This window comes from Prochlorococcus sp. MIT 0604 (assembly GCF_000757845.1).
Lineage (GTDB): Bacteria > Cyanobacteriota > Cyanobacteriia > PCC-6307 > Cyanobiaceae > Prochlorococcus_A.
The window spans coordinates 893463-917805 of sequence record NZ_CP007753.1 but is presented as its reverse complement, the minus strand read 5'-3'; the positions used below and the strand labels follow the sequence as shown (position 1 = coordinate 917805).

Genomic DNA, 24343 nt, shown 5'->3' with positions numbered 1-24343 from the left:
ATGCTTATATAATCTGATGAAAAATAAATTTAATTTTAAAGTTGTTGGATCAGGTCCCACAGGATTATTACTTTCAATTGCGCTTTCAAAATTTAATTGCAATATTTTTTTAACTGATTTATTAACAAAAGATAGATTAATTGATAAAGATAAAACTTATGCAATTACTCACTCAACGAGAAAAATCTTATCTAAATTCAGACTTTGGGGAAAATTAGAACCATTTTTATTTGGATTTGATACCCTTTCAATTTCAGACAGCGTAACTTCTGCTTTTGCTAATTTATCAACTTCTGACTTAGATGATGATATAAGTTCTGCTGAAAATATTGGCTGGGTAGTTAAACATTCGGATCTTATGAACGTATTTTTTCAAGAGATAGATAATTATGAAAATATTTTTTTTATGACACCACAGAGATTGTTGCGTAAAAAAATATCATTTGATTATCAATTCTTTTCAACAGGAGCAAACTCACTTGATAAAAAATTCTTAGATTTTATTGATATAAAAAAATCTTATAGTCAATCTTGTTTAACTTTTAAAGTTTCACTTAGAGGTCATTGTGAAAAGCGTGCTTATGAAATTTTTAGAAAAGAAGGCCCACTTGCGTTATTACCTTTAGAAAAAAACTTATATCAAGTAATTTGGACTTCCAGTACATTTAAGGCAATTGAAAGGTTAAATTTTGACAAGAATTTTTTAATGGATAATTTATCAACAATCTTGCCAGATAAATTTAAGTTGGACCAAATAATTGGCGAATTTAATATTTTTCCTGTTTCATTATCCTTAAATTTACCAGTTTTAAATTTTAAAAAATTAGTTTTTGTAGGAGATGCATTTCATACATTTCATCCTGTTGGTGGTCAGGGTCTAAATACTTGTTGGAGAGATGTTAATACTATTTATGATCTTTTTAATAAAAATAATGCTATTACTAAAATGCAATTGATATTATTTAAATTCAAGTATTTTTCAAGCAGGATTTTAGATATTATTGTCACTATTTTTATAACTGACTCATTAATATCAATTTTTGCTAATAGAAGCATTTTTTTATTTCCAATTAGGAAATTTTCATTTTTTCTTTTAAATAAATTTCTTTTTACAAGAAAATTAGTTTTAAATCAAATGACTAAATCTCTCATTTACTCAAGTATTAAATAGAATTCATGAATAATTATGTACCTAGAGAAATGATAATTTATTTATTTAATGTATTAGGTTTAGATGAATCTACTATTGAACTTGGTATAAAATTATCTATAAAAAATAACACTCCATTACCAATATTATTATGGAGTTATGGAATGCTAACTATAGAAGAACTAGATAAGTTATATTCATTTTTATTTCAAAAAATGGAATAATAATTCTGTTATAATCTGCCCATACCCTAATCGAGAACAATTACAGTTTTAACTAGAGCAAATCAGGTATCAAGAAAATCTATAGAGAAGCTTGATTTATTGTTATTAATACTAGAAACTATTGACTTAAATGGTATTCAGTCCCTTTACTCCTTATCAAATAGACTTCATTTAAATAATGTTTTACCAAATAAAGTGACTATTTGGAAATTAAGGAACAATAATCCATTGAGAAAATCTTATGTTACTAACAATATTAAACCTAACGAATTTGATGCCTTAATTAGAATTACAGTTGAAATGTCTAAATATTTATATCCTTATATCAGAGAGATACTGAAATCTAAAGAAGATATTGAAGAGGATTCAGATATTTGGAGTGATTTTAATAAGAGATTTATTGAGTTGATTAAAGAGAGATTTAATATAGATAGTATGCGAGTGAAAAAGCTTTTAAATCAAGCTGAAAATGATGAGATTATCATAAAATCTTTACTTATTCTATCTTTTTGCATTTCAAATCAGGGTTATCAAAAGTTGAAGAATTTTTTATACGATTTTTAATGTGATGCAAAATAAATTGTCTTTTCATCAATCTTCAGCAAGTCTCGAAATAATCGGATTGCCAGATTATTCCAATAATGAAAATAAAGATCAAATATCCATAATTTCTCAATGGAAATTAAACCTAGTTAATAAACCACTTATTGAAGGAAAAATCGAACATTTAGGACCTATCATGGATGCTTTTTATATTTATTCAAATCTTTTAATCAAAAACGAAATCCCAATATATGAGTCTAAGTTAATCGATATAAAAGCCGATAATCTTCACATACATAATATTGTTCTAAAGAGCTCTAAACCAAATGTTAAGCCTTTAGTTTTAAAGATTGGCAATTCATTGCTTTCAGATACCATAAATTGTTTTGATCAGTTAAATGAATCGCCAAAAGTAAGAATAAAAAAAACTGATATAATCTCTAAAATTCCAAAAAAATCAAGATTTGGGTTAAATAAAAAATTTAAATTTTTCAATTTCTTTATTCCACCGTTTATTGCAATTTGCTCTTTAATTCTATTTTCTTCTTCTTTTATTTATTTTTATAGTCCTTTTGAAAATATAGAAAAAAAAGAACTAAATAAATCCTGAATAAAGATCAATTAGCATCTTAAATACAAACACGATACTATAGGTTAATTTCTTTTCAGATTTATTCAAATTTATTCTTTGAGCTTTGAGCTTTGAGCTTTGAGCTTTGAGCTTTGATCTATGGCTGATTTAAACATTCCAAATTTGAATATTAAATCTGAAAAATATATTTTTAAAAAAAAATTAAATTTAAGAAGAAAATCTAAAAGGAGACTATTTACAGAATCTTTCTTTTTGTTTATTTTGAGTATTTTATTAGTTTATATAAATTATTTAATTCCTAATAAAAATTTGCTGTTACAAAATCTACCTTCGACATTTAATAAATCTTTTTTATTATTAATTGATCTCTTTTCTTATCTCTATGAAATATTTTTAGTGATTTTTATTTTTGCCTCTTTATTTACAGCTCTTATTTTAATTATTGGTTCTTTTTATAGGTTATTTAGAATCTCTAAGAGAAAGTCAAAACAAATTATTTATAAATAAATTTAAATAGGTTGCATTAGGCCACCGCTTCCTGAATCAGAATCATCATCATCATTTTCTGTTTCTTCTCCAAATAATGCAAATATGCCAAGTACAATTGATGAAAGAATAATTGATAAGGGTAAAATCGAGTTTTGGATTCCGACGTCTATATATTCACCCATAAAAAAAATAAATTTTTATAAACCTAACCGAAATCGAACTCATTCGCGGATTTTAAATAATTATTTAATAATTTATTCTTTTTTCATAAGAGGTTCTTTATCGAAATTCTTTATTTCTCTTTCAAAAGACCCAAACCATAACATTAGTTGATCAATTTGGTATTGAATTTCAGTTACTCCTAAACCCCTTATCGTTATTATTGATAATTGTTCTCCTTCATCAAAATGAAATTTATTTTGAACACTACTTGCCAAAGAATTTTTAAGAATTTTAAAAGTAGAATTTTTTAATTTTGTTTCTATCAAGATGTTTGGCTTTTTGAGCTTGATCTTATTAAAACCACATTTTTTAGCTAGTAATTTTAGTCTCATTATCATAATTAAAGACTCAACAGGTTTTGGTAAGTTTCCATATCTATTCACCCAATCTGTAGCTAATTCAGTTAATTCATCATTATTTGAACATTCAGTAGCAGATTTGTATGCCTCAAGCTTCTCTTCTCTGTTTAATATCCACGTTGCAGGTATAAATGCATTTATTGGTAGATCAATTTGAGTATCGTTAACTTCTGGTATTTCTTGCCCACTGATTTCTGAAATAGCCTCATGGAGCATTTCTATATATAAATCATATCCAATAGCATTAACCTTTCCACTTTGTTCTTCTCCAAGTAAACTCCCAACACCTCTTATTTCCATATCTTTCATTGCAAGTTGGTATCCACTTCCTAGTTCTGAAAAGTCTTTTATAGCTTTCAATCTCTGTTTTGCAGCGTCATTAATTTTATTTAGATTTGGATAAAATAACCAAGCATGTGCTTGTACACCGCTTCTACCAACTCTTCCTCTAAGTTGATAAAGTTGTGAAAGCCCAAATTTGTGAGAATCTTCAATTATGATTGTATTTACTTTAGGAATGTCTAATCCACTTTCAATTATCGTTGTGCATATCATTAGATCTACTTCTCCATTATTAAAGGCAATCATTGCATTTTCAAGCTCTGTTTCGTTCATTTGCCCATGAGCAACAATAAATTTTAAGCTTGGAAACATATTTTTTAATTTGTTTACAGCTTGATCAATATCTGAAATTCTTGGAAGAACATAAAAAATCTGACCTCCCCTATCAAGTTCTTGATTAATGGCAGTTCTTATAACATCCATATCTATTTCAGATAAATATGTTTTTATTGATCTTCGTGATGGAGGAGGAGTATTAAGTAAGCTCATTTGTCTTAGTCCAGATAAGCTCATATAAAGAGTCCTTGGGATTGGAGTTGCCGAGAGAGTTAAAACGTCTATGTTGGCTTTGATTTTTTTAATTTTTTCTTTTTGCCTTACTCCAAATCTTTGTTCTTCATCAATAACAAGTAGTCCTAAGTTTTTAATTTCTATTTCTTTTCCTAAAATTTGGTGCGTAGCTACAACTAAATCAATTTTGTTATTTTTCAAGCCTGCATAGATTTCCTTTCTTTCATTAACGGTTTTGAATCTATTGAGTAATGATACTTTTATTGGGTAAGGTGAAAATCTATTGTTTATTGTTCTCCAATGTTGCTGAGCTAGTATTGTTGTGGGTGCTAGTAATATTACCTGTTTGCCTGATGTAATAGCCTTAAAAATAGCCCGAACAGCGACTTCTGTTTTACCAAATCCTACATCTCCACAAACCAGCCTGTCCATTGGCTTGTCGCTTTCCATATCAGACTTTATTTCTTCTACAGCAGTAATTTGATCAGGTGTTGGTTGATAAGGGAATGATTCCTCTAATTCATCTTGCCAAGGACCATCTTCTGGATAAATGTACCCCTTTAATTTTTCTCTCTTTGCATAAAGTTTTAAAATATCCACAGCAACTTTTTTGATTTGTTTCTTATTTTTATCTTTTATTCTTTCCCATTCCGTCCCTCCTAATTTATTTATTTTTGGCTTTATTTTTCCGCTTGATCTATATCTGTTAACACTACTAAGTTGATCGGCGGCAACACTTATCTTCCCATCCTGATACTGAATGACTAAATAATCTCTTGAATCTCCAGTTATATTTATTTTTTCTATTTTTAAAAATTTTCCTATTCCATGATTTTTATGAACTATAAAATCACCGGGACTAATCTTATTTAAATTTATATTTGAATTTACACTTCTTTTCTTTCTTCTTATAAATACATTATTAAAAAGAGATTGTTGTGAAAATAATTCTTTATCTGTTATAAGGACAACTTTCCATATCGGAAGATAAAAACCCTCGATTTCATAATTGTTCTTATTTTTTAAAATTAAAGGAGTGGAATTATTAATTGACTTAAATGCTTCATCAATATCATTAGGGTTGTTTAAGAAGTTTGTATTACATTCGTGCTCAAAAAGTAAAGTCCTAGTTCTCAATGGCTGTGCTGATAATATCCATACTTTTTCATTATTTTTTATATTTTTATTTATATCATTGGATAATTTTCCTATATTTTTAGAGTATGAATTTATTCTTTTATCATTTAACAAAAACTTATTATCAATATTGACTTTAGATTCAAATTCATAAAATTTTATCAAATTAAAATTTCCTAGTGAATTTAATATTTCGTCAAACTTTAAATGTAAATTTGGTTTGACCTCTAAATTAATATCATTATTTTTAAGGTTCTCATTTAATTCATACTCACAATTATAAAAATTACTTTCTGAATCTAGATACCAGTTATTTGCAAATTTCGTACAATCTTCTAATTCATCAATTACAAGAATTGTTTCCCTATCAATAAAATCTATTATATTGGAGGGTTGTTTTTCAATGATTCCTAAATAACGATCAAGATTATTTTTATTTATATCTTCTGAATTAAAAATACCGTTCTTAGAAAAATTATTTAACTTATCTTTAATTAGCAAATCAAATCCAGCCTGTATTATTTCAATATTATTGATACTTTCTAATGTTTTCTGTGTATTAGGATCATATTCTCTTATCTTCTCAATTACATTATCAAAAAATTCTAATCTTATTGGAAACTCATTATTGACAGGATAAATATCTATTATTTCCCCTCTCCTGCTCCAGAATCCCTCTGTTGAAGTTACATTATCCTTCGTATAACCAAGCAAAGTAAGTTTATTTGCTAATTCTTGAATCTCGATTTGAACCCCTTTTTGCAAATTTAACTTGTTTTCAATTAATAATTTTTTATTTATTAGATGAGGTTGAAGTGATCTCTCTGTTGATATAACAATATTAAGTTCGTTTTTCTTTTTTTTTATTAATTTCGATAAAACAGTAAGCTGACTAAATTCAATCTCTTTGGATTTATTAATTGATGAGTATGGTAAATGTTCTGTTGGAGGATAATATAAGACTGCTTTATCATTTATACTTTCAAAATAACCAATCCATTTGTAGGCAATTTCTACATTAGGAGAAATTAATAATATATTTTTTCCCTCTTTTTTTGCGATGCTATCTAAGATTATTGATTTCGCATATCTACTTGAACCAACAAAATTTAATTCATTATTTTTTGAAATTCTTTTTATTAATTCAGAAGTAATTTGTGAGTTCGAAATATAATCAACTAAAGTATTTAAACTCATTTATAGCTATCAATCTTGATTACAAATATCCGATCTATTATATTAGATTTTATACTGATTGTGAATAATATTTGATGGATTCAGCTGCAATAAATTCTTTTATACCCACACTAGATCAGGTAGATAGTTGGTACGAAATCTTTACACTTTTACCAATATTAATTTCTCTAGAATTATTATTATCCGCAGATAATGCTGTCGCATTAGCTTCTCTCACTAAATCACTCGACAGTTCAGAATTAAGGTCAAGAGCCTTAAATATTGGCATAACAATATCTTTATTATTTAGAATTATTCTGATCATATTATCTAATGTTCTTCTAAAGTTTATTCTTATTAGAGTTTTTGCTGGTTTTTATTTAATATACTTATTCTTTTCAAATGTTTTTTTAAATTCAGATATAGAAAACACTGAAAATGGGACAGATAATAATAAAAATAATTTTAGGTTCTTAAGGGTTGTAGCACTTCTTTCAATTACTGATTTTGCTTTTTCCATAGATAGTATTACTACTGCAGTAGCAATCAGTGATCAATACATATTAATTATATTTGGAGCAGTAATTGGAGTATTAGCCTTAAGGTTTACATCGGGGATTTTTCTAAAACTTCTGGATATATTTTCTAGATTAGAAAGAGCCGGTTACGTAGCAATTTTAATAGTGGGGATTAAACTTTTACTAAATACGTTAATTAAAGAATCTATTCTTCCAGACTATTATTTTTATTTTTTGATTCTTTTTGCTTTCATTTGGGGATTCTCTAAAAAAGAATCTAAATCTTAATCTGAGAGATATTCACCTACTGTTGGCTTTAACTGTTGTATCAATTGCTTTTTACTAGAAATGTTTTTGCCTTCAAGTTTTGCTTCTAACAAAATAATCGGATCAGTTTTAGTTGAAATTATTATTCCTTCATTTTCTATTACAGCAAGAATAATACCTGGTCTTGAATAATTGCTCATGAAAACGTATTTTTCATTTTTAATTTCATCACTACTCAAAACTTTGATTTTAAGTATTTTTAGGTTCTTACCTCTAAAAGTTGTATTTGCTCGTGGGTATAATCCTCTTATTTTTTGAGAAATTTCAATTGCCTCATTACCCCAATCAACTCTAAAGTCTGATTTTTCAATCATTCTTGCGTAAGTAATTTCTCTTCCTAGGGAATTTTGTTTTGTTAATTGAGAATTAGTATTTTTATAAATATTTTCTTCGAGTAGTGACGTGGCATTTAAAAATAATTTTGCAGATAAAATACTTAGTTTTTCTGATAGTGTATTTAAATTATCTTCATTACCAATTTTAATTTTTTCTTCCAATAATAAGTCGCCAGTATCTAGTCCCTCATTCATTTTCATAATTCCTACACCAGTAAATTCATCGCCTTTTATTAGTGACCATTGGATTGGGGCTGCACCACGCCATCTTGGAAGTAATGAAGCGTGTGCGTTCCAACATCCAAATTTTGGGATTTCCAATATCTCTTTGGGTAATATTTTTCCGTAAGCTATAACAATAAATAGATCACAAGATAGTGATTTAAGTTCATTTATAAAATGTATATTGTCCCTGATTTTTGCTGGAGTATAAATTTTTATAGATTCTTGCTCGGCAAAACTTTTAACAGGTGAGGATATTAATTTATTTCCCCTAGATCTTTTCTTATCGGGTTGGCTAACTACTCCAATTAACTCGTGCTTAGATTTAATAAAAATATCAAGGCTCGCAATTGAATATTCAGGTGTTCCCCAGAATATAATTCTCACGCGTCACCAGTTATTGATAATTCATCTACCCATATATGTGGAGAAATTCCACTTGTTGTTACTTCCTGGTTTGATTCAATATTTACTATATTCTTCAAAAGATATTTGATATCCCCCGCTACAGTTGCAGATTCTATTGAGATTTTTTTACCGTTTTTATAGAGCCATCCATCAAATGGAAGTGAGAATGAACCTTGACTTGCTCTGACACCTGCATGGATTGCATTTAATTCTTCAATATAAACAAATTCTCCCTCATAAGTAGAGTGATCTAATGATATTTTTAGATCTGAGTTTTCCTCTGATTTCTCAACTACTATCCAATCAGGAGATACTGAGACTTTTGATCCTAGTCCAGCGTGGCCTGTGGGCATTGTTTTAAATATTCTTGCAGTTGATTCAGAATGTATAAAATTTTCAAGTCTCCCTTTGTTAATTAAACATAGTCTTTTGGTAGGAGTTCCCTCTCCATCAAATGGTGATGAAGAAATATTCTTTTCGTGAAGACCATCATCATAAATATTAAGTGCTTCTGTAGATAGTTTCTCTCCAAGTGAATTTTTATTAGATAAGCTAACTCCATCTAAAATGCTTCTAGCATTAAACATTGAACTAAAGGCATTAATGATCGTTAAAAAAGACTCTGGGGAAAAACATATTAAATATTTATCAGTTTTAATAGATGAATAATTCAAATGAGAAATTGTTTTATTAGAAGCGTCTTTAATACACGACTCTATATCTATATCTTCAACTCCATATCCAAGTTTTACAGAGCCTGAGCTACGAGGTTTCTTATTTGTCTCCTCTGCTCTTGCATATAAATAAAGTACAGCTTGACTTTTGGTATAACTCCGAAAGGCACCATCACTATTTGCATACACTCTCTCATAAAAACTCTCAGATAGACCATTATACGGAACAGATTTTATGGAATCATGGCTTTCTAATAGTTTAACTTCCGCTTCTCTTAAAAGAGTAAGTAATTTTTTTATTCCAACAGGATTTCTTTTTTTTGAGTCCTTAACTTCAATAGGATCCTTGGCTAGTGGTGAGAATTCTGTTCTTTCATTCTTATTGCCAAAATCAGATGCAATGTTTGCTTGATTTAGAGCTTTTTTAATACCAGATTCACTGATATCACTAGTTGTTGTAATACCAACTAAATTAGATTCGTTCCAAACTCTTATAGTTAAAATTTGTTTTTGTGATGCCTTAAGTTGCTTAGCTTCACCTTTATCTACTTGCACAGAATAATCATTAGAAAAGCTTGCACCATAATCCCATTTTTTAAGACTTAGAGAATCTGCAGCTTCAGAGATTTGAGTTGTTATTTCTTTTGAATTCATATCTATCTTCCGCCAACAGTGATTGAATCAACCTTAATATGAGGTTGGCCAACAGTTACGTTGACACTTCCACTGATGGATCCACAGAATCCAGGAGCTAATTCGAGGTCATTTCCGCACATTGATATTTTTGGCATAACTTCTTTAGCCTCACCAATTAAAGTTGCTCCTTTTACTGGATCAGTTAATTTTCCATTTTTAATAAGATATCCCTCTTCTACCGCAAAATTAAATTGTCCTGTAGCACCTACACTGCCACCACCCATTGATTTGCAGTAAAGACCATCACTAATACTATTGATTAAATCCTCTTTCGAGTGCTCACCTTTAGCTATATAAGTATTTCTCATTCGTGAAGCTGCAGCAAAAGAATAATTTTGTCTTCTTCCACTTCCTGTTCTTTTATGACCAGTTCTTAATTCACCTGCCCTATCGGATATGAATTTTTTTAAAATTCCATCTTTTATAAGAACTGATTTTTCGGGTTCCATACCTTCATCATCTACTGATAATGAACCAAAGGATCCTTCTGAAATTCCTTCATCTATTGCGGTTACAGATTCATGTGCAATTTTTTCATTCAATTTATTCTCAAATGGTGTTGTTCCTCTCTCTATTTGAGTAGTTTCAAGTAAATGACCGCAGGCTTCGTGGAATATAACACCACCAAATTTATTAGCTAATACAACAGGCATTTGTCCCGCATCAACATAATCTGCATACAGCATGTTCATTGAGCTTTCGAATACATCATTAGCTGCTTTTTCGTGATCCCATAATCTGAATTCATGAGGCATTCCTGAGGATCCAAATCTTCTACTTCCACTAGATCTGTATTGGGCATCACTTGCAATCACGTTAAGTCCAACTGTTTGATGCAACCTAATATCAGAAACATAGGTTCCATCGCTTGAGGCTATAATTACCTCTTGTAGATTTCTTGAGTAACTTCCTTTTCTAGTGATTATTTTATTATTTTTTTTAAGAGACTTTGTGCTGACTAATAGTTTTTCACTTATCTCATGAATCGATGGGACTTCATTAATCCATTTTTTCTTGGATAAACTATAGTCTCTATGTTTATCTAGACCGTTAAATACTTCTATTTTTTTATTATCTGTTATGTCTAACATCTCAATAGCCTGAGATACCGACCTCATCAAGCCATTCTTTGTTAAATCATTTGTACTTACAAATCCATCCTTTTTATCTTTGAAGATTCTAATACCAGCACCCCTTCCAAATGATGGACTTACACTTGTAATGAAATCCTCTTCAGCTAGAACGCTTGAGTTGTCTGTATTCTCTATAAATATTTCTACAAAATCAGCCCCAAGTCCTATCCCATAGAAAATAATTTCTTCTAATAAATCTTTATTGCAACTACCAAAAATGATTTCATTTGATTTGATTTGTGACGAAAGCATATGACTTTATAAATCTTCTCTGTATAAAAGATTATCTAATAGAGGGTTGGAAATCTTTGCTATCAAGAGGTTTTAATAAGTATAGTCTTAATAACTGGTAACCGTTTGATAAATATATAGGTAATTTTTTAAGAGTTTTAGATATTTTATTTCCATCACTGCTTGCGATATCGGAAAGAACCTTATTATTATCAACTATGTTATCTAATCTTCCATAAAAAGATTTATCATAAACGTCCATTACTACAGGGAAAACTCTAGCTGCCGTTTCATTTGTCTTATTAATAACAAACTGATCGTAATCTTTGGCATCTAAACCTAGTGAACTGTAGAAATCTTTTTTAATTCCCAAATCCCTTGCATACATAGTTGCAAATACAGCTAATAGAAAAAACCTAGACCATAACTTGGATGTTAATGGAAGATTATTCAAAAAATATCTAAATCTATGGAAGTAGTCAAATAGTGGGTGTGTAAAGGTAGAGCCGCCAATGGTAATTTTTTGACTTAAAGATTTAACTGTACGTGGCTGTGCTTTCATCAGAGCATCAAAGAAATCCCCATGTCTATTTTCATCCTGACACCAATTTTCAAAATAATTAAATAGTGGAAAAATTTTGCTATCTGGATTTTTTTCAAGATGCCTATAAATTGCAATGTATCTCCAATAGCCTATTTTTTCAGATAAATAGGTAGCGTAAAAAATACTTCTTGGTGGGAAATAGGTGTAATCCTTGTTTGCTGTTAAAAAACCTAAATCTAACTGTAATCCAAAATCACTCATAGATTTATTCAAGAAACCTGCATGTCTAGCTTCGTCTCTGGCCATATGGGCAAAACATTCAGCAAGAAGAGGGTTTTTGTCTTTAATCCTTTTGCTAAGCTCCTTGTAAAGTAAAAAACCTGAAAATTCTGATGTACAACTTCCTTCGAGAAAATCAACAAAAAGTTCTCTTGTCTCAGGATCTAACTTTTCAGCAGCACCTTCAAATTCACTATTTCTTACAAAATGATGCCTATTGTAGTCTTTTCTAAATTCCTCACATATCGCTTCTAATTCCTCTTCATTTATTGATAAATCCATATTTTCCATTGCCTCAAAGTCTGTTGTGTAAAACCTTGGAGACAAAATTGTTTCCTTTGCTGGGGCTTTTCCTCTATTTACTTCTTTTTTATTTGTAGATTCAATAGTTGATTGGGACATCTTTAACTGTTTTGTTATTACTATTATTTACTATTATTTGTATTTTCGAGGGAAAAGTTAACTTGGTGTTATTCTTTTTTTTAATTAACTCCTATCAATTTTTGTCCATTTAATCTCTGCAATACTCTTGAAATGATTAATTTGAGGGTTATCCTTTTTTCGTCAATAAGAAATGATTCAATAATGCTAGGTGTTTGATTTGGTTTGGATAAAGAAATACTTTTTGAAGAGCTTATATCGTCCTTTTCAAAAGATAACCAAAAGTTGCATGTATCTTTAATTTCACAATTAATAACCCAACATTTATCTCCTGCTATGGGTCTATTGGTGTTTTGGAGATTTATATAATTTATTTCTAATCCTCTTCGATTAATCTCTTCTACTAAAGAGGGAATTAAATGTGTATTAATAAATTCTTGGAAAGGCTTTTTCTCTATTGGGAGTTCTTTTTTGGGTTTTGGAATATTTTTAACGGGTATATCATTTTCATTTTTTATGTCAACTTTAGGAGCAGAATTATTTTGAATTTTAGGATCATTTTCCGCTGGTAAAGAATTTTCTCTTTTTAAATCAATTTTAGGAGCAGAATTATTTTGAGAAATAGAATTATTTACATTAATATCTTGTACTTTTGATTTAGGTTCTTTTATTTCTTCAGAATTGGATTTAGTATCATTGTCAAATATTTCACTAGTAGGTTTATTATTTGGTTCTAGGTTTTCTTCCATAAAAAATACTATTTATTTTATTATAAATTAAAAAAACATTTTTTAATTAATTTATTTTTCTACCAATCATTATCAGCATTATCCCAGTCATCTTGTTTATCAGGATTATTTGATGAATCTCGATTTTCTTTAGAATTATTATTATCCATATTTTTAACTACTCTGTAATTAACAGAAATTGTTGGTTGAGTTTCTCTGATATCCCTTTGTGGCGGCATTTCAATTTTTGATTCAATATTTTCCTCATTATTTTGAGCTATAAAATCATCTTCAACATTTACGAAAGAATTTTTTCTGAAACTAGTAATTGTGGTATTCAATAAAGCACTCATAAATAAACCAGAAAAAAATGAAATATTTATTAGCTTACCTATACTTACTTCTCGGGCAGTCCATTTAAAGTATCTAAATGAAGTCTTCTGATTATTATTTGTATATATTAAAATTTGAAATATTATTATTAAAAAAAGAGTTAATAATAAATATTTTTTCTTAATCATTATTCTAAAAAGTTATCCTCATTTTTTTTCTTTGGGTTAATATTTCCATGATATATTTTTTGAAAAAATTATTTATGTTAATTCTAAATCAATTTGATATTTAAGAATATCTACTTTTATGATTTTTACTTCTATTGCATCTCCTACTTTATATGATTTTTTTGATTTTCTTCCAATCAATAGATTTTGCCTTGACCTATATTCGTACCAATCATTATTTAGGGTGCTTACGTGTACTAAACCTTCTACATTTAGTTCTGATATCTCAACAAAAAAACCATATGTTTGCACTGATAGAATAAATCCACCATATATATTGCCTAATAATTTTTCGGCTTTTCTTACTTTTTTAATATTTATCATATTAGATTTATATTGGTTAACTTTGTACTTATATTCATTAAGTTTATCTATCATAAACTTGTTAAATAATACATCTAGATTTTTTGAAATTGATGAATTAAATATATCCCAATTTACTAAGTCTAATGAATTACTGTCTGATATATTGATTGCATTAATATTATTTTTCTTTGATTTCTTACCATTTATTATCATATTAAAAATGCAGTACTGATTAATAAGATTTAGAAAGTCAAATCCTGGAATTGTCCATGGAGAAATAAATATTTTTTCTGATTCATCATTATCAAGCTTTTTAGAAATCAAGCTTATTTGATTTTCCTTAAATTCATTAATTAAAAGTTTATGTAAGATTCTTTTTTTATTATCATCACCGCATAATTTAATTACTTGACTAAATGACAAATTTCCATCTTCATTAAGCTCTATATCTTTATCAATAAATTCTGAATATTTGATTATTTCATTTGCATTAACATAATCTATTCCCTTTGAGATGTCGTAGCCCGCACTTTTTAAGCCACAGTGATTTGAATGCTTGAACCATATTAAATTCGCTTCATGTAGTATTGGTGAAAGGTAAGTTTGGCAATCTTCTTTATTTAATGATTCAAAATATCCTTTTGAATATTCAGCTGGATTGTGAATAAAAAATTCTTCTAATAGATTTATTTTATTGAGTGGTGCAGGCATTTCAACCTTACCCTCCAAAAGATGTTTTTGTCTTAAAGAAGATGAAATTTCCAGTATTTTATCTAAATCGTCGATATATTCCTTTATAGGTTTTAATATACGAGAGGTTATTCTTGTTTTACTTTTTCTTGATAAAAGCTCGTCAGTATAATTACTTCCGACAATAAGAGAGCATTTTACTAAAGTAAGATGAAATGACCAATCAGTTATTTCATTATCACTATTTAAATGCAAACAGAGGCTAATTGCCTCATTCTTTTCCCCTAATTTAAATTCAGAATCTTTTCTTATGAATTCACTAAGGTAGTTTTGCCAATCATTTAATAAGGGTAATGATTCGAAGCCATTGAATAATATTTCAATGGATTTTTTACTATTTAGATCTACTCTTTCTGCAAGATTATTTGTATGTATCCATAGTTTAGTACTTTTATTTTTCCCTTGCTCTATTTGAATCATAGGGAGCATCGGAGAATTGACAGAATACCAACTTTTGAATAAATAAGAGTTTTTTTCTGTTAGATCTATCCTCTCCCTTTTTTCTATTTTTTTTGATTCAATATGTTTTAAATCATATGATTTAGGGATATTACTTTTTGATAAAACAAAGTCTGTATCTAATTCCTCATTATTGTTTAGTTTTAATTCTTGTATCACATGGCCTAGTCCTTCTTCTTGACCTATGGGAAATCTATCAATCTCTACTTTTACTATATTCTTATTTTCTGGTTTGAAAGTGTATTTTTCATTCTCTTTTGGAAGTTTAATTTTAGAAAGGATCCTATCATCTATTGGGATTGCATATACATCATTATTTATTATCTCAACTTTAGAGAGAAGTATTTGATTTGATCTTTCAAGAATACAATCAACTATTCCTTCAGGTGATCTTCTTCTATAACCCTCTTTTATTATCCTTACTAAAACTTTATCTCCATTCCATGCATAATTAAGAAGATTTTCCCTAATGTAAATATCTTCTTTGTCTTTCCCCCTTACAGCAAAGCAATAGCCTTTGCTACTACATCTTATTTTAGCGACAAGATGATCACTATCTTTTATGCAGCTATATTCTTCATTCTCATTTTTATTAATTATTTCAAGTTTTTCTAAAGCTGTTAACGCAATATCTAATTTATCCTTATCAGATTTCTTTGTTATCTTTAATAATCTGCATAATTTTTTATATTCTAACCCTTCTGCCTGATTAAGATTATCAATTATTGAAGATGATGTGAACATGATCTAAGTGAAATTATAAATTAATTTAGGGGTATACACTTCATTATTACACCTTATTATCCAAGCTTAAAACTAATTATTTTCTTTCTCTTCTTTTTCTTCTTGTTCAATGACGAAAGAGTTGATAAAAAGCCTTATACCAATGATAAAAAATGTAATGGAAGCTATTGACTTAAGAACTACTTCGGGTAAAAAACTTGAAATAGAACCACCTGTTAAAGCTCCTAGTAAACTTGCAATAACAAGTGCTGATGATGATCCTAGAAAAACTGCTAATGGTTTATTTGAAGTGCCACTTATAGTTAAAGTGGCTAGTTGAGTTTTGTCACCTAATTCAGCTATGAAAACAGTTAGAAATGTTGATAGTAATAAACTTAAAACCATTTATAAATAATTTTTGAATGTTTCATAAGCTAAAAATATACTTATCAATATCATTAAAGTACCAGTAGATAAAGCAAATTTGCTAGGAGATATTTTTTTTGATACCCATTTACCAATAAGAACTCCTACTATGCTAGAGCTTATTAATGCTAGAGAACTTCCAAGAAAAACAACTATTGGCCTGCCCGATTCAGCAGAAAGCATTAATGTGGCTATCTGAGTTTTATCGCCTAGTTCAGCAATAAAAATTGTTGTAAAAGTCGTTATAAATATTGAAAAAAAACTTTTTTCAATATTGTTTTCTTTTTTTTCTAATTTACTATTCATTTTCCTGAAACAGCAATTCTAAAAGTTTTCATCTCTTTACTTTGGTATCCATAATTTGATGAAATATGTTGTTTGCAGCAATCTATTAAAAATTTATCACCAGATTTCAAATATCCTTTAAATGAAGTTGAAAATTCATTTACCCGGCAAAAATGTGGTCTGGTTTCATAAATTAAGCATTTTTTATTTTCTCTGTCCAAGTTTTTACACCAACCGTCTTTAGCCGTCATCGAATTTATCAAAGCTATATCATCTTTGTTAAGTTTGTTAGCCAAATCGCTTCTTTCGTTCAAGTCGAATTTACAACAAGCTCCACAATTTTCTATACATGTCCATGATTTCATAATTTAATTCAATCTTGTAACGTATCAGTACAGTTTCGTCATTTATTTGTAAAAATAGTATCACAAAACATATTCATTAATCATGGCAACACTTATTCCTTTGGCTGTAGTTGCGTTAGCAGGACCAGCAATAATTGCTCTTGTTTTTTACCGTAAATAAAAGAAATTCTTTTTGGTGACTTATCTGGAGGGTGTTTATTGGGATTTAGATGGTACCATCGCAAATACTGAATTAGAGGCCCATTTACCTGCCTTTAATAATGCTTTTAGTGACCTTGGTATTTATTGGGATTGGGATACTGACACATACATAAAACTTCTGAAGATAAATGGGGGCAAAAATAGGATAGCTTATTACGCTAAATCTAATAATGATAATTTCTCAGAAGATTTAATTCTCAAAATTCATGAAACAAAACAGCTTCATTATTTAGAAATTATAAAAAAAAATTACGTTAGTTTAAAAACTGGTGTTTTTAGATTAATAAATGAATTACATAGAAAAAAAGTAAGACAATTTATTGTTACTTCAAGTTCAAGAATTCAAGTCAATCTACTTGTTGATTATCTTTTTAATGGCTTCAACCCTTTTGAGTTCATTATTTCAAGCGAAGACGTTGAATTAAAGAAACCAAATCCATTACCATATTTAAAGGCAATCCAATTAAGTGGTATAAACAAAAATAACTCAATTGTTTTTGAAGACTCCAATCCTGGATTGAAATCTTCCTTGGCAGCTAACTTGCCTACAATTTTTGTTCCTTCAAATATCCCAATAGTTCTTGAGGAAAATATTAAATTAGATTGTATTTTAGACAGTCTTGGTGATGAGAATAATGTGGCAAATGTAATTAAAGGGCCTAAACTAAAAAAATCATATGTTGACTATAGTTTTTTAAGTGATTATTTAGTGTCTTTTAGTAATGCAAAAAACTAATTTTTCAAGAATTACCTACCAGTTAAATAATTTATTTTTTGGTTTTCTAAGTGATACTTGGAGGACAAAATCTGTTGGTCTAATTTCTGTTTTGACTGGTTATTTTTTGTTCGCAAATTTTCTTACAAAATTCATATCTGAAGGTAAAAATGAATTGATAATGGTCCCAATAATTATTGTTTTTATTGAAATCATTATAAGAATTAAACCTGCCGCTAGTTCAAAATTTTATTATCTATGGACCGTAGTTGATAAATTAAGAATTGGTGCAATTTATGCCGTTATACTTGAGGCATTTAAATTAGGATCTTAAAAGCTATTCTTCTTCTTCTTCTTCTTCAATAGGATAAACAAATCCTTGAGCTTTCCCAGTTAGAACTGATTTACCTAGAGATATAGCTTTTTGAGCTGCTATTGCTGCTTTCCCTTTCCAGACAGCATGTCTTTGGTTCCTTTTGCTCTTTGATTTTTTCTTCTTTGGTACAGCCATTCTGTTTCTTTATTTCCATATAATAATATAACCTTTAACTGGTTATCTCCAAAACTTTTGAGTATATTTTGTTTATATACGTCAATTTTTTAAATAAGCATATATGCTTTATTAATAACTTATAAAGATTAGTGTTTAGATCAAAATTCTCATATTCAAATTCTAAATCAAGTTATTCGGATCTTCTAGAAGATATAGAGACGGGAAAAATAGAATCAATATTTTTTTATCCTAGGCAGAGAGAAATTGATGTTCTGTATAAAAATGGCGATAAATTTAAAATACCTATCCTTTACAACGATCAATTAATCCTTGAAAAGGCTACTGAAAATAAGGTAGATCTTACTATTAACAATAGTAGAAAAGAAGCCTCAGCTGCTAATTCATTTGCTTCAATAAGTCTTTTCCTGATTTTTATATTAGCTATAGTCTTAATCTTGAGGAGTACATCAAAATTAGCTTCCAGAACCTTTGGTTTTACTAAAAATCAAGCTAAATTTGTAACTATTGATGATGTAGAAACGAGATTCGATGATGTAGCTGGTGTCCCTGAAGCCGCTGAGGAATTAAAAGAGGTAATAACATTTTTGAAAGAACCAAAGAAATTTGAAAATCTTGGCGCAAAAGTACCTAAGGGAGTTCTTTTGATAGGCCCGCCAGGTACAGGTAAAACATTATTGGCTAAAGCAATTGCTGGTGAATCAGGAGTGCCTTTTCTTTCAATATCGGCATCAGAGTTTGTAGAACTTTTTGTTGGTGTTGGTGCAAGCCGAGTTCGAGATCTATTCTCTAAGGCTAAGGAAAAATCTCCTTGTATAATTTTCATTGATGAAATTGATTCTATTGGTAGGCAAAGAGGGTCTGGAATTGGAGGTGGAAATGATGAAAGAGAACAAACTCTCAATCAGCTTCTAACTGAATTAGATGGTTTTGCTGATAATTCCGGGATTATTGTTTTAGCAGCAACAAATAGACCAGATATTTTGGATGCAGCATTATTAAGACCAGGTAGATTTGATAGGAAAATTGAAGTAATGCTTCCAGATTTAGATGGAAGAAAAAAAATTCTTTCAGTTCATTCACTTTCCAAACCACTTGCAAGAGAAGTCGACTTAGGATATTGGGCTTCAAGAACAGTTGGATTTTCGGGAGCAGATCTTGCAAATTTGATGAATGAGAGTGCTATTCATTGTGCAAGAGATGAATCCAAATTAATCAGTGACTTTCATATAGAAAATGCTCTCGATAAAATTACCATTGGCCTAAGAAGTTCATTAATAACTTCTCCAAATATGAAAAAAATTATTGCTTATAATGAAGTAGGCAGAGCGATTGTATCTGCTGTGAGAAATGGAATTGAATCAGTTGATAAAATTACGATTTTGCCTAGATCTGGATCTATAGGAGGATATACAAAAATATGCCCTGACGAAGATGTAATTTCTAGTGGCTTGATATCAAAAAAATTATTATTTTCAAAAATTGAAATTGCTTTAGCTGGAAGAGCAGCAGAAACGATAGTTTTTGGTAAAAGTGAAATTACACAATGCGCGTTAAATGATATCTCTTATGCGACAAATATAGTAAGGGAAATGGTTACGAAATACGGATTTTCAATAATTGGTCCAATTTCAATGGATTCTGATAATAATGAAATGTATTTAGGAGATGGATTATTTAGAAGAAAGCCTCTCATAGGAGAAAATACCAGTTCCAAAATAGATAATGAAATCATAAATATTTCTAAAATTTCATTAAATAATTCAATAAAAATATTGAAAAAAAATAGAGTCTTACTAGATAAATTAGTTGATATACTTTTAAATCAAGAAACTATAGATAAAAAAGTTTTTAAATTAACAACTTCTAAATTGTTGAAAGTTTGATTTAATTGTTTTAAATAAAAAAAATTTTTCTTGATAATTAAAAACAATACAACGAAGTTACTAGTTACACTTTCATTTATACTTATTCTTCCATTTGTACAAAAACAATGGTTTAATTTGTATTCACTTAATATTAATGATATATCCTTTTATTCAATCCTTTACTATTTGAGCGGTGCAATATGTCCATTTTTGGTGTATGTAAACTCTTTAAAAAACTATACATACTATAAATTTAATAAGGAAAAAATTCATAGTATAAAAATAATTAAAGGAAAAAGATTATTATTCTTAGTAGCAATAAATTTAATATTCCTCTCTTACTTAATAGCTGATTATATATATATAAATTTTGATCTTATATTTAATTTATTTCTTGAAGGAGTTAATGTACCAAAACCGGATATTCTGCAGCTAAGTTTTTTCATATTTTTAATTTCTATCTCATTAATTTTTAAGAAATCCAGGTTTCTCTTAAAAAAAATAATATTGGTAAATTTTATTTTGATTTCTATCTATCTTTGGCATCTTCAAATTAATAATATAAGTGTTGATGATCAGTTTCATATTTATAGATATTTTGGTTTGAATGACTTAAACTTAATTAATATTTTTATCCTAGTCGCCATAGAAATTTCTTTTTATACCTGGTCTTTCATATCATATAAAACTAATTTAAGCGATTGGATCGTACCCAAACCTCAAAAAGGGGATGTTATCCCCTTTTTGAATATATTTATTTTTTATTTTTTTATAATTATTTACTACTCAATACTTACTTAAATATTTCTAATACTTCTATAGGGCGGAAAAATATTCCTTACTACCTTTGGGATCCTCTAACATTGTTTTCTCCCCGGGGGTCCAGTTGGCTGGACATACTTCATCGGGGTTTGCCGCAACATATTGATAACCTTGAAGAATTCTCAGAGTTTCATCAACATTTCTACCTACAGGAGCCTTGTTAACAGTCGTATGCATAACTACTCCTTCGGGATTGATAAGAAATAGACCTCTATCGGCCTCTCCATCATCATTGAGAACATTGTACGCCTGGCAAATTTCTCTTTTTAAGTCAGAAACTAAAGGGTAGTTAATATCACCTATTCCGCCTTCATTTCTTGGGGTTTGTATCCAAGCTAAATGACAGTGTTTGCTATCAACTGATACCCCAAGTATTTCAGTATTAAGAGCTGAGAAATCTTGGTATCTATCACTAAATGCCGTTATTTCAGTTGGGCATACAAATGTAAAATCTAGTGGGTAAAAGAATAAAACAACCCATTTACCTCTTAGACCTGAAAGTGTAATCTCCTTAAACTCTTGATCATATACTGCTGTAGCACTAAAATCTGGTGCTTCTTGGCCAACTCTTAAGCTCATGAAAAAATTTGTCCTTTTTTAAATTATGTATGGTCTGAATGACCGTAATAAGTATTATAATTTTATTAATAATGAATTAGCAAGTTTTTTTTTTAATTCAATGAAATGGCATTATTCCTTTACTAGGAAATTTACAATTTTGAATCACAATAAACTTTTAAAAAATCTCAAAAAGGAGTTAATTAAATATCCCATTAACAGGCTTGACAATAAAAATTCGAATTAAAAGAAATTTTAATTTATTTAAGATTCCTTTAAATTTAACTCTCTATAATTAGAAAAATTCTTTTGATTATTTTTTATAATGGCTAAATATATTGAAAGACTAAAGGAAAAAGTTAAAATAAAAAAATTAGATTCTAATCAGCCTATTGGAGCTTGGATTTTTGTCGTAATTTTGAATATAGTTGGATTTGCGGGTTATTTTTACTTAAAGGTAAATCATATACAACTAGGTAGTTAAAACTTATCTTATCTCCTTTTTAATTGAGCGACAAAAATTTTTTAGTCTTTCATTTCTCGTTAAGTCAGGTAAAGTCCAAATTGATTCTGTCTCAGGTAATGGATCTTTGCTCCATTCTTTGAATTCTTCCATAATCGAAGCATTATTTAATTTTGATATATACTTTTTTCGTTTTTTTAAATATTTTCTTATCACTTTAAGATTTGCCTCAATATATTCGCTCATAATAAATTCTTAGTCTTATATTAATTTATCATCTAGTAAGTTAAGCTTTAAAGAAAAGATTAATTAGACATTTTGAACTGCTTGAAAAAGTCCAAACGAATAACCTCCTATTAGAATCCAGCCAAGTACACTTGATATTATTGTAGATCTTCTATTGTGCCTCCTTAAAGCTGATTCAATCATCTCATTAATTTCATCTCTATTAAGGTATTCTTTCTTGGAGTTTTTTTTCATTTTTTTGTTTTTTCTTTTTACAATAAACGAATTTATAAGAAAGTGAGCATAGGATATTTTCTTATAAGTAAGAGTTTAATTTTTGATGATTTTATAAATATTTTTTATATTTAGCATAAATATATTATGAAATTTTTAAAATTATAAGATAAGGTATTTGAATTGAAGGATCATAGTTTTTATACGCACAATGAATATTAATGATAAATCTGTTTTAGAAATGCTTAATAAACTTATTGTTATTAATAGGCTAAATAAAAGTCAAATTCTTCAAATGGTGAATTTAGTTTCAATTTCAAATGATATCAATGATTTAAAGGATAACTTGAAATGGGAAAGTTCTAAATCATTTCATCAAAATATTTAAAATACATAAACTCATTGTTTGATAATTATTAATTCTTGAAATTTACATAAGAGATATACTTAATAGTCAATTGAATTAATTAAGAGTTTTATAAATAATCTATTTAAGCTATTCAAATAAATTTTTGATAGTAATTTTTCTTATAAGAAACTTGCTCTTGATTAATATAATTAAGTGTCGTTTTCTTATCCTTGCTAAATGATTTAATTAATATTGTAGAAGTGATTATTATTAGTATTATTAGTAAATCTCCAACAGTAATACCTCTCTCCTTTAGATTCATGATAAAACATATATTTTCTTTAAATATAGCCTTTATTATTCAATTAACTAATATTTTTTACAAACGTGCTAAAAACACATATAAAGGAAATATAAAAAGAATATAAAAATATTGAGACTATAATCTTTTAAGTCATATAAAAAAAATAGATGAATTCATTATATGGAAGTCAAAAAGAAAATTAGTAGTTCTAACACTCCTTATTTTTTCTCGAAACAGATGATTATCACAAAAAAATCACTTAACGAAAATCAACTAAAATTTACTTATCAAAAACAGTTAATCTCAGATCTAGATAATAAGCACAAGGAATGGTCAAAATCGATTAACAGTAAATTTTAAAAGCTTTCGTCGATTATATTTAAAAGTTTATTTCTTTTAATTGTATTTTTTTCTTCCCAATTAAGTTTTACTTCATCATTGATGATAGGTTTCGCTTCATATGCTAGATACCAAAGAATAAATCCGACAGGAAATAATAAAATATGCATAGCAAAATTAGTTGACTTAAATCAAATATAGTGCAACACTTATAATGTGCAAGTGTGACACTAATTTTTTTTTAACTATGCCCTCTCCGAGGAAAAGAATTGGTTTTTTGCCAAGTGAAGAAGTGCATGAAATTATTGAAAAATTATGCGCAGCTAATGAGTTTAGTCAGTCAAAAGTTACAGGTTTATTGGTTGAGGAAGCGTTGAGGTCTAGAGGCGTGTTAAATGAATCTTATAATCAAATTGATAAAAAAGATTTTATAAACCTTTCTTTTGATCACGAAACATCTTTTGGAAATAATAAATCTCCACTTAATGTGGACGAATATGCAGTTAGTAAAAAAGTATTGTCTGATGATATCAAAATGATGCATGAATTTATTGAGTTTAAGTATTTTAAGAAAATTATGAAGCGAAATAACAACATCTTTGAATGAAGGTGTCACACTATTAATGTTTATATGAGAATGCTTTTCAATGGAATTTAGAA

General features: G+C 28.4%; 29 protein-coding genes. 12 read left to right on the top strand and 17 right to left on the bottom strand.

All coding sequences use genetic code 11. From position 1 onward, the window contains the following. Nucleotides 1–16 precede the first annotated feature (16 nt). From EW14_RS05055 to EW14_RS05040, 4 genes are read left to right on the top strand one after another with little or no spacing between them, the layout of a single operon-like run. Nucleotides 17–1171 carry an FAD-dependent monooxygenase gene (locus EW14_RS05055; protein WP_042850421.1) on the top strand — a complete coding sequence of 385 codons (1155 nt, stop codon included), beginning with the start codon at nucleotides 17–19 and terminating at the stop codon, nucleotides 1169–1171. Nucleotides 1172–1176: 5 nt separating this feature from the next. After that, nucleotides 1177–1374, top strand: coding sequence for a DUF2949 domain-containing protein (locus EW14_RS05050; protein WP_042850420.1), 198 nt, complete (start codon nucleotides 1177–1179; stop codon nucleotides 1372–1374). Nucleotides 1375–1413: 39 nt separating this feature from the next. Continuing rightward, nucleotides 1414–1938 (top strand): DUF3038 domain-containing protein, encoded by a 525-nt coding sequence (locus tag EW14_RS09865; protein ID WP_225866652.1) that lies wholly within the window; start codon nucleotides 1414–1416, stop codon nucleotides 1936–1938. Between the two features lie 4 nt (nucleotides 1939–1942). Continuing rightward, complete coding sequence (locus EW14_RS05040) at nucleotides 1943–2527, top strand: DUF4335 domain-containing protein (protein WP_042851313.1); 585 nt, start codon at nucleotides 1943–1945, stop codon at nucleotides 2525–2527. 491 nt (nucleotides 2528–3018) lie between these two features. On the opposite strand, the gene EW14_RS10290 is transcribed toward EW14_RS05040, so the two are convergent. Then, nucleotides 3019–3180, bottom strand: a complete 162-nt coding sequence (locus EW14_RS10290) for a hypothetical protein (RefSeq protein WP_197049544.1) — start codon at nucleotides 3178–3180, stop codon at nucleotides 3019–3021. A 72-nt stretch (nucleotides 3181–3252) separates the two neighbouring features. Then, complete coding sequence (gene mfd, locus EW14_RS05030; protein ID WP_042850418.1) at nucleotides 3253–6765, bottom strand: transcription-repair coupling factor; 3513 nt, start codon at nucleotides 6763–6765, stop codon at nucleotides 3253–3255. A 74-nt stretch (nucleotides 6766–6839) separates the two neighbouring features. Between mfd and EW14_RS05025 the strand changes: the two genes are divergently transcribed. Further along, nucleotides 6840–7550: a membrane protein gene (locus tag EW14_RS05025; RefSeq protein ID WP_042850417.1), complete on the top strand. Its 711-nt coding sequence runs from the start codon at nucleotides 6840–6842 to the stop codon at nucleotides 7548–7550. Here EW14_RS05025 and fmt read toward each other — a convergent pair. From fmt to EW14_RS04975, 10 genes are all read right to left on the bottom strand, one after another. Beyond that, nucleotides 7547–8533, bottom strand: coding sequence for a methionyl-tRNA formyltransferase (fmt, locus tag EW14_RS05020; protein WP_042850416.1), 987 nt, complete (start codon nucleotides 8531–8533; stop codon nucleotides 7547–7549). The genes EW14_RS05025 and fmt overlap by 4 nt on opposite strands. After that, nucleotides 8530–9882, bottom strand: a complete 1353-nt coding sequence (locus EW14_RS05015; RefSeq protein ID WP_042850415.1) for a TldD/PmbA family protein — start codon at nucleotides 9880–9882, stop codon at nucleotides 8530–8532. The genes fmt and EW14_RS05015 overlap by 4 nt, the downstream gene beginning before the upstream one ends. 2 nt (nucleotides 9883–9884) lie before the next feature. After that, a complete protein-coding gene (locus tag EW14_RS05010; protein ID WP_042850414.1) occupies nucleotides 9885–11309 on the bottom strand; it encodes a TldD/PmbA family protein in 1425 nt (474 codons plus the stop codon). A gap of 31 nt (nucleotides 11310–11340) precedes the next feature. Next, nucleotides 11341–12513, bottom strand: a complete 1173-nt coding sequence (acsF, locus tag EW14_RS05005) for a magnesium-protoporphyrin IX monomethyl ester (oxidative) cyclase (RefSeq protein ID WP_042850413.1) — start codon at nucleotides 12511–12513, stop codon at nucleotides 11341–11343. Nucleotides 12514–12593: 80 nt separating this feature from the next. Next, nucleotides 12594–13241 (bottom strand): DUF2996 domain-containing protein, encoded by a 648-nt coding sequence (locus EW14_RS05000; protein ID WP_042850412.1) that lies wholly within the window; start codon nucleotides 13239–13241, stop codon nucleotides 12594–12596. A 59-nt stretch (nucleotides 13242–13300) separates the two neighbouring features. After that, nucleotides 13301–13741 carry a hypothetical protein gene (locus EW14_RS04995; protein WP_042850411.1) on the bottom strand — a complete coding sequence of 147 codons (441 nt, stop codon included), beginning with the start codon at nucleotides 13739–13741 and terminating at the stop codon, nucleotides 13301–13303. Nucleotides 13742–13813: 72 nt separating this feature from the next. Then, the gene (locus EW14_RS04990; protein WP_042850410.1) at nucleotides 13814–16039 is read right to left on the bottom strand and encodes an RNB domain-containing ribonuclease; all 2226 of its coding nucleotides are present in this window, start codon (nucleotides 16037–16039) and stop codon (nucleotides 13814–13816) included. Between the two features lie 72 nt (nucleotides 16040–16111). Next, on the bottom strand, nucleotides 16112–16423 hold the full coding sequence (locus EW14_RS04985; RefSeq protein WP_042850409.1) for a TMEM165/GDT1 family protein: 312 nt from the start codon (nucleotides 16421–16423) through the stop codon (nucleotides 16112–16114). Beyond that, the gene (locus EW14_RS04980) at nucleotides 16424–16750 is read right to left on the bottom strand and encodes a TMEM165/GDT1 family protein (RefSeq protein ID WP_025933559.1); all 327 of its coding nucleotides are present in this window, start codon (nucleotides 16748–16750) and stop codon (nucleotides 16424–16426) included. Next, entirely contained in the window at nucleotides 16747–17094 is a 348-nt protein-coding gene (locus EW14_RS04975; RefSeq protein ID WP_042850408.1) for a YkgJ family cysteine cluster protein, read from the bottom strand. Before EW14_RS04975 ends, EW14_RS04980 begins: the two co-directional genes overlap by 4 nt. Nucleotides 17095–17176: 82 nt before the next feature. Between EW14_RS04975 and psb30 the strand changes: the two genes are divergently transcribed. From psb30 to EW14_RS04965, 3 genes are read left to right on the top strand one after another with little or no spacing between them, the layout of a single operon-like run. Then, complete coding sequence (gene psb30, locus EW14_RS10680; RefSeq protein WP_144010216.1) at nucleotides 17177–17254, top strand: photosystem II reaction center protein Ycf12/Psb30; 78 nt, start codon at nucleotides 17177–17179, stop codon at nucleotides 17252–17254. A 15-nt stretch (nucleotides 17255–17269) separates the two neighbouring features. Then, nucleotides 17270–18031 (top strand): HAD-IA family hydrolase, encoded by a 762-nt coding sequence (locus EW14_RS04970; protein WP_042850407.1) that lies wholly within the window; start codon nucleotides 17270–17272, stop codon nucleotides 18029–18031. Continuing rightward, complete coding sequence (locus EW14_RS04965) at nucleotides 18018–18344, top strand: DUF565 domain-containing protein (RefSeq protein ID WP_042850404.1); 327 nt, start codon at nucleotides 18018–18020, stop codon at nucleotides 18342–18344. The genes EW14_RS04970 and EW14_RS04965 overlap by 14 nt, the downstream gene beginning before the upstream one ends. Before the next feature lie 3 nt (nucleotides 18345–18347). Here EW14_RS04965 and rpmF read toward each other — a convergent pair whose 3' ends face one another. Then, nucleotides 18348–18521: a 50S ribosomal protein L32 gene (rpmF, locus tag EW14_RS04960; protein ID WP_025881531.1), complete on the bottom strand. Its 174-nt coding sequence runs from the start codon at nucleotides 18519–18521 to the stop codon at nucleotides 18348–18350. Between the two features lie 131 nt (nucleotides 18522–18652). Here rpmF and ftsH point away from each other — a divergent pair, with 131 nt between their 5' ends. Beyond that, nucleotides 18653–20407, top strand: a complete 1755-nt coding sequence (ftsH, locus tag EW14_RS04955) for an ATP-dependent zinc metalloprotease FtsH (RefSeq protein WP_042850403.1) — start codon at nucleotides 18653–18655, stop codon at nucleotides 20405–20407. Between the two features lie 798 nt (nucleotides 20408–21205). On the opposite strand, the gene EW14_RS04945 is transcribed toward ftsH, so the two are convergent. After that, a complete protein-coding gene (locus EW14_RS04945; RefSeq protein WP_025881525.1) occupies nucleotides 21206–21790 on the bottom strand; it encodes a peroxiredoxin in 585 nt (194 codons plus the stop codon). Nucleotides 21791–22094: 304 nt separating this feature from the next. Here EW14_RS04945 and EW14_RS10285 point away from each other — a divergent pair, with 304 nt between their 5' ends. After that, the gene (locus EW14_RS10285; protein WP_197049543.1) at nucleotides 22095–22253 is read left to right on the top strand and encodes a hypothetical protein; all 159 of its coding nucleotides are present in this window, start codon (nucleotides 22095–22097) and stop codon (nucleotides 22251–22253) included. Between the two features lie 3 nt (nucleotides 22254–22256). Here EW14_RS10285 and EW14_RS04940 read toward each other — a convergent pair whose 3' ends face one another. Beyond that, nucleotides 22257–22478, bottom strand: a complete 222-nt coding sequence (locus tag EW14_RS04940; RefSeq protein ID WP_042850400.1) for a hypothetical protein — start codon at nucleotides 22476–22478, stop codon at nucleotides 22257–22259. A 63-nt stretch (nucleotides 22479–22541) separates the two neighbouring features. Further along, a complete protein-coding gene (locus tag EW14_RS10280) occupies nucleotides 22542–22712 on the bottom strand; it encodes a hypothetical protein (RefSeq protein WP_011862975.1) in 171 nt (56 codons plus the stop codon). 190 nt (nucleotides 22713–22902) lie between these two features. Between EW14_RS10280 and EW14_RS10275 the strand changes: the two genes are divergently transcribed. After that, entirely contained in the window at nucleotides 22903–23079 is a 177-nt protein-coding gene (locus EW14_RS10275) for a hypothetical protein (protein WP_197049542.1), read from the top strand. Nucleotides 23080–23700: 621 nt separating this feature from the next. On the opposite strand, the gene EW14_RS10270 is transcribed toward EW14_RS10275, so the two are convergent. Further along, a complete protein-coding gene (locus EW14_RS10270) occupies nucleotides 23701–23853 on the bottom strand; it encodes a hypothetical protein (protein ID WP_197049541.1) in 153 nt (50 codons plus the stop codon). A 77-nt stretch (nucleotides 23854–23930) separates the two neighbouring features. Here EW14_RS10270 and EW14_RS04930 point away from each other — a divergent pair, with 77 nt between their 5' ends. Continuing rightward, a complete protein-coding gene (locus tag EW14_RS04930) occupies nucleotides 23931–24290 on the top strand; it encodes a hypothetical protein (RefSeq protein ID WP_042851312.1) in 360 nt (119 codons plus the stop codon). Nucleotides 24291–24343 lie beyond the last annotated feature (53 nt).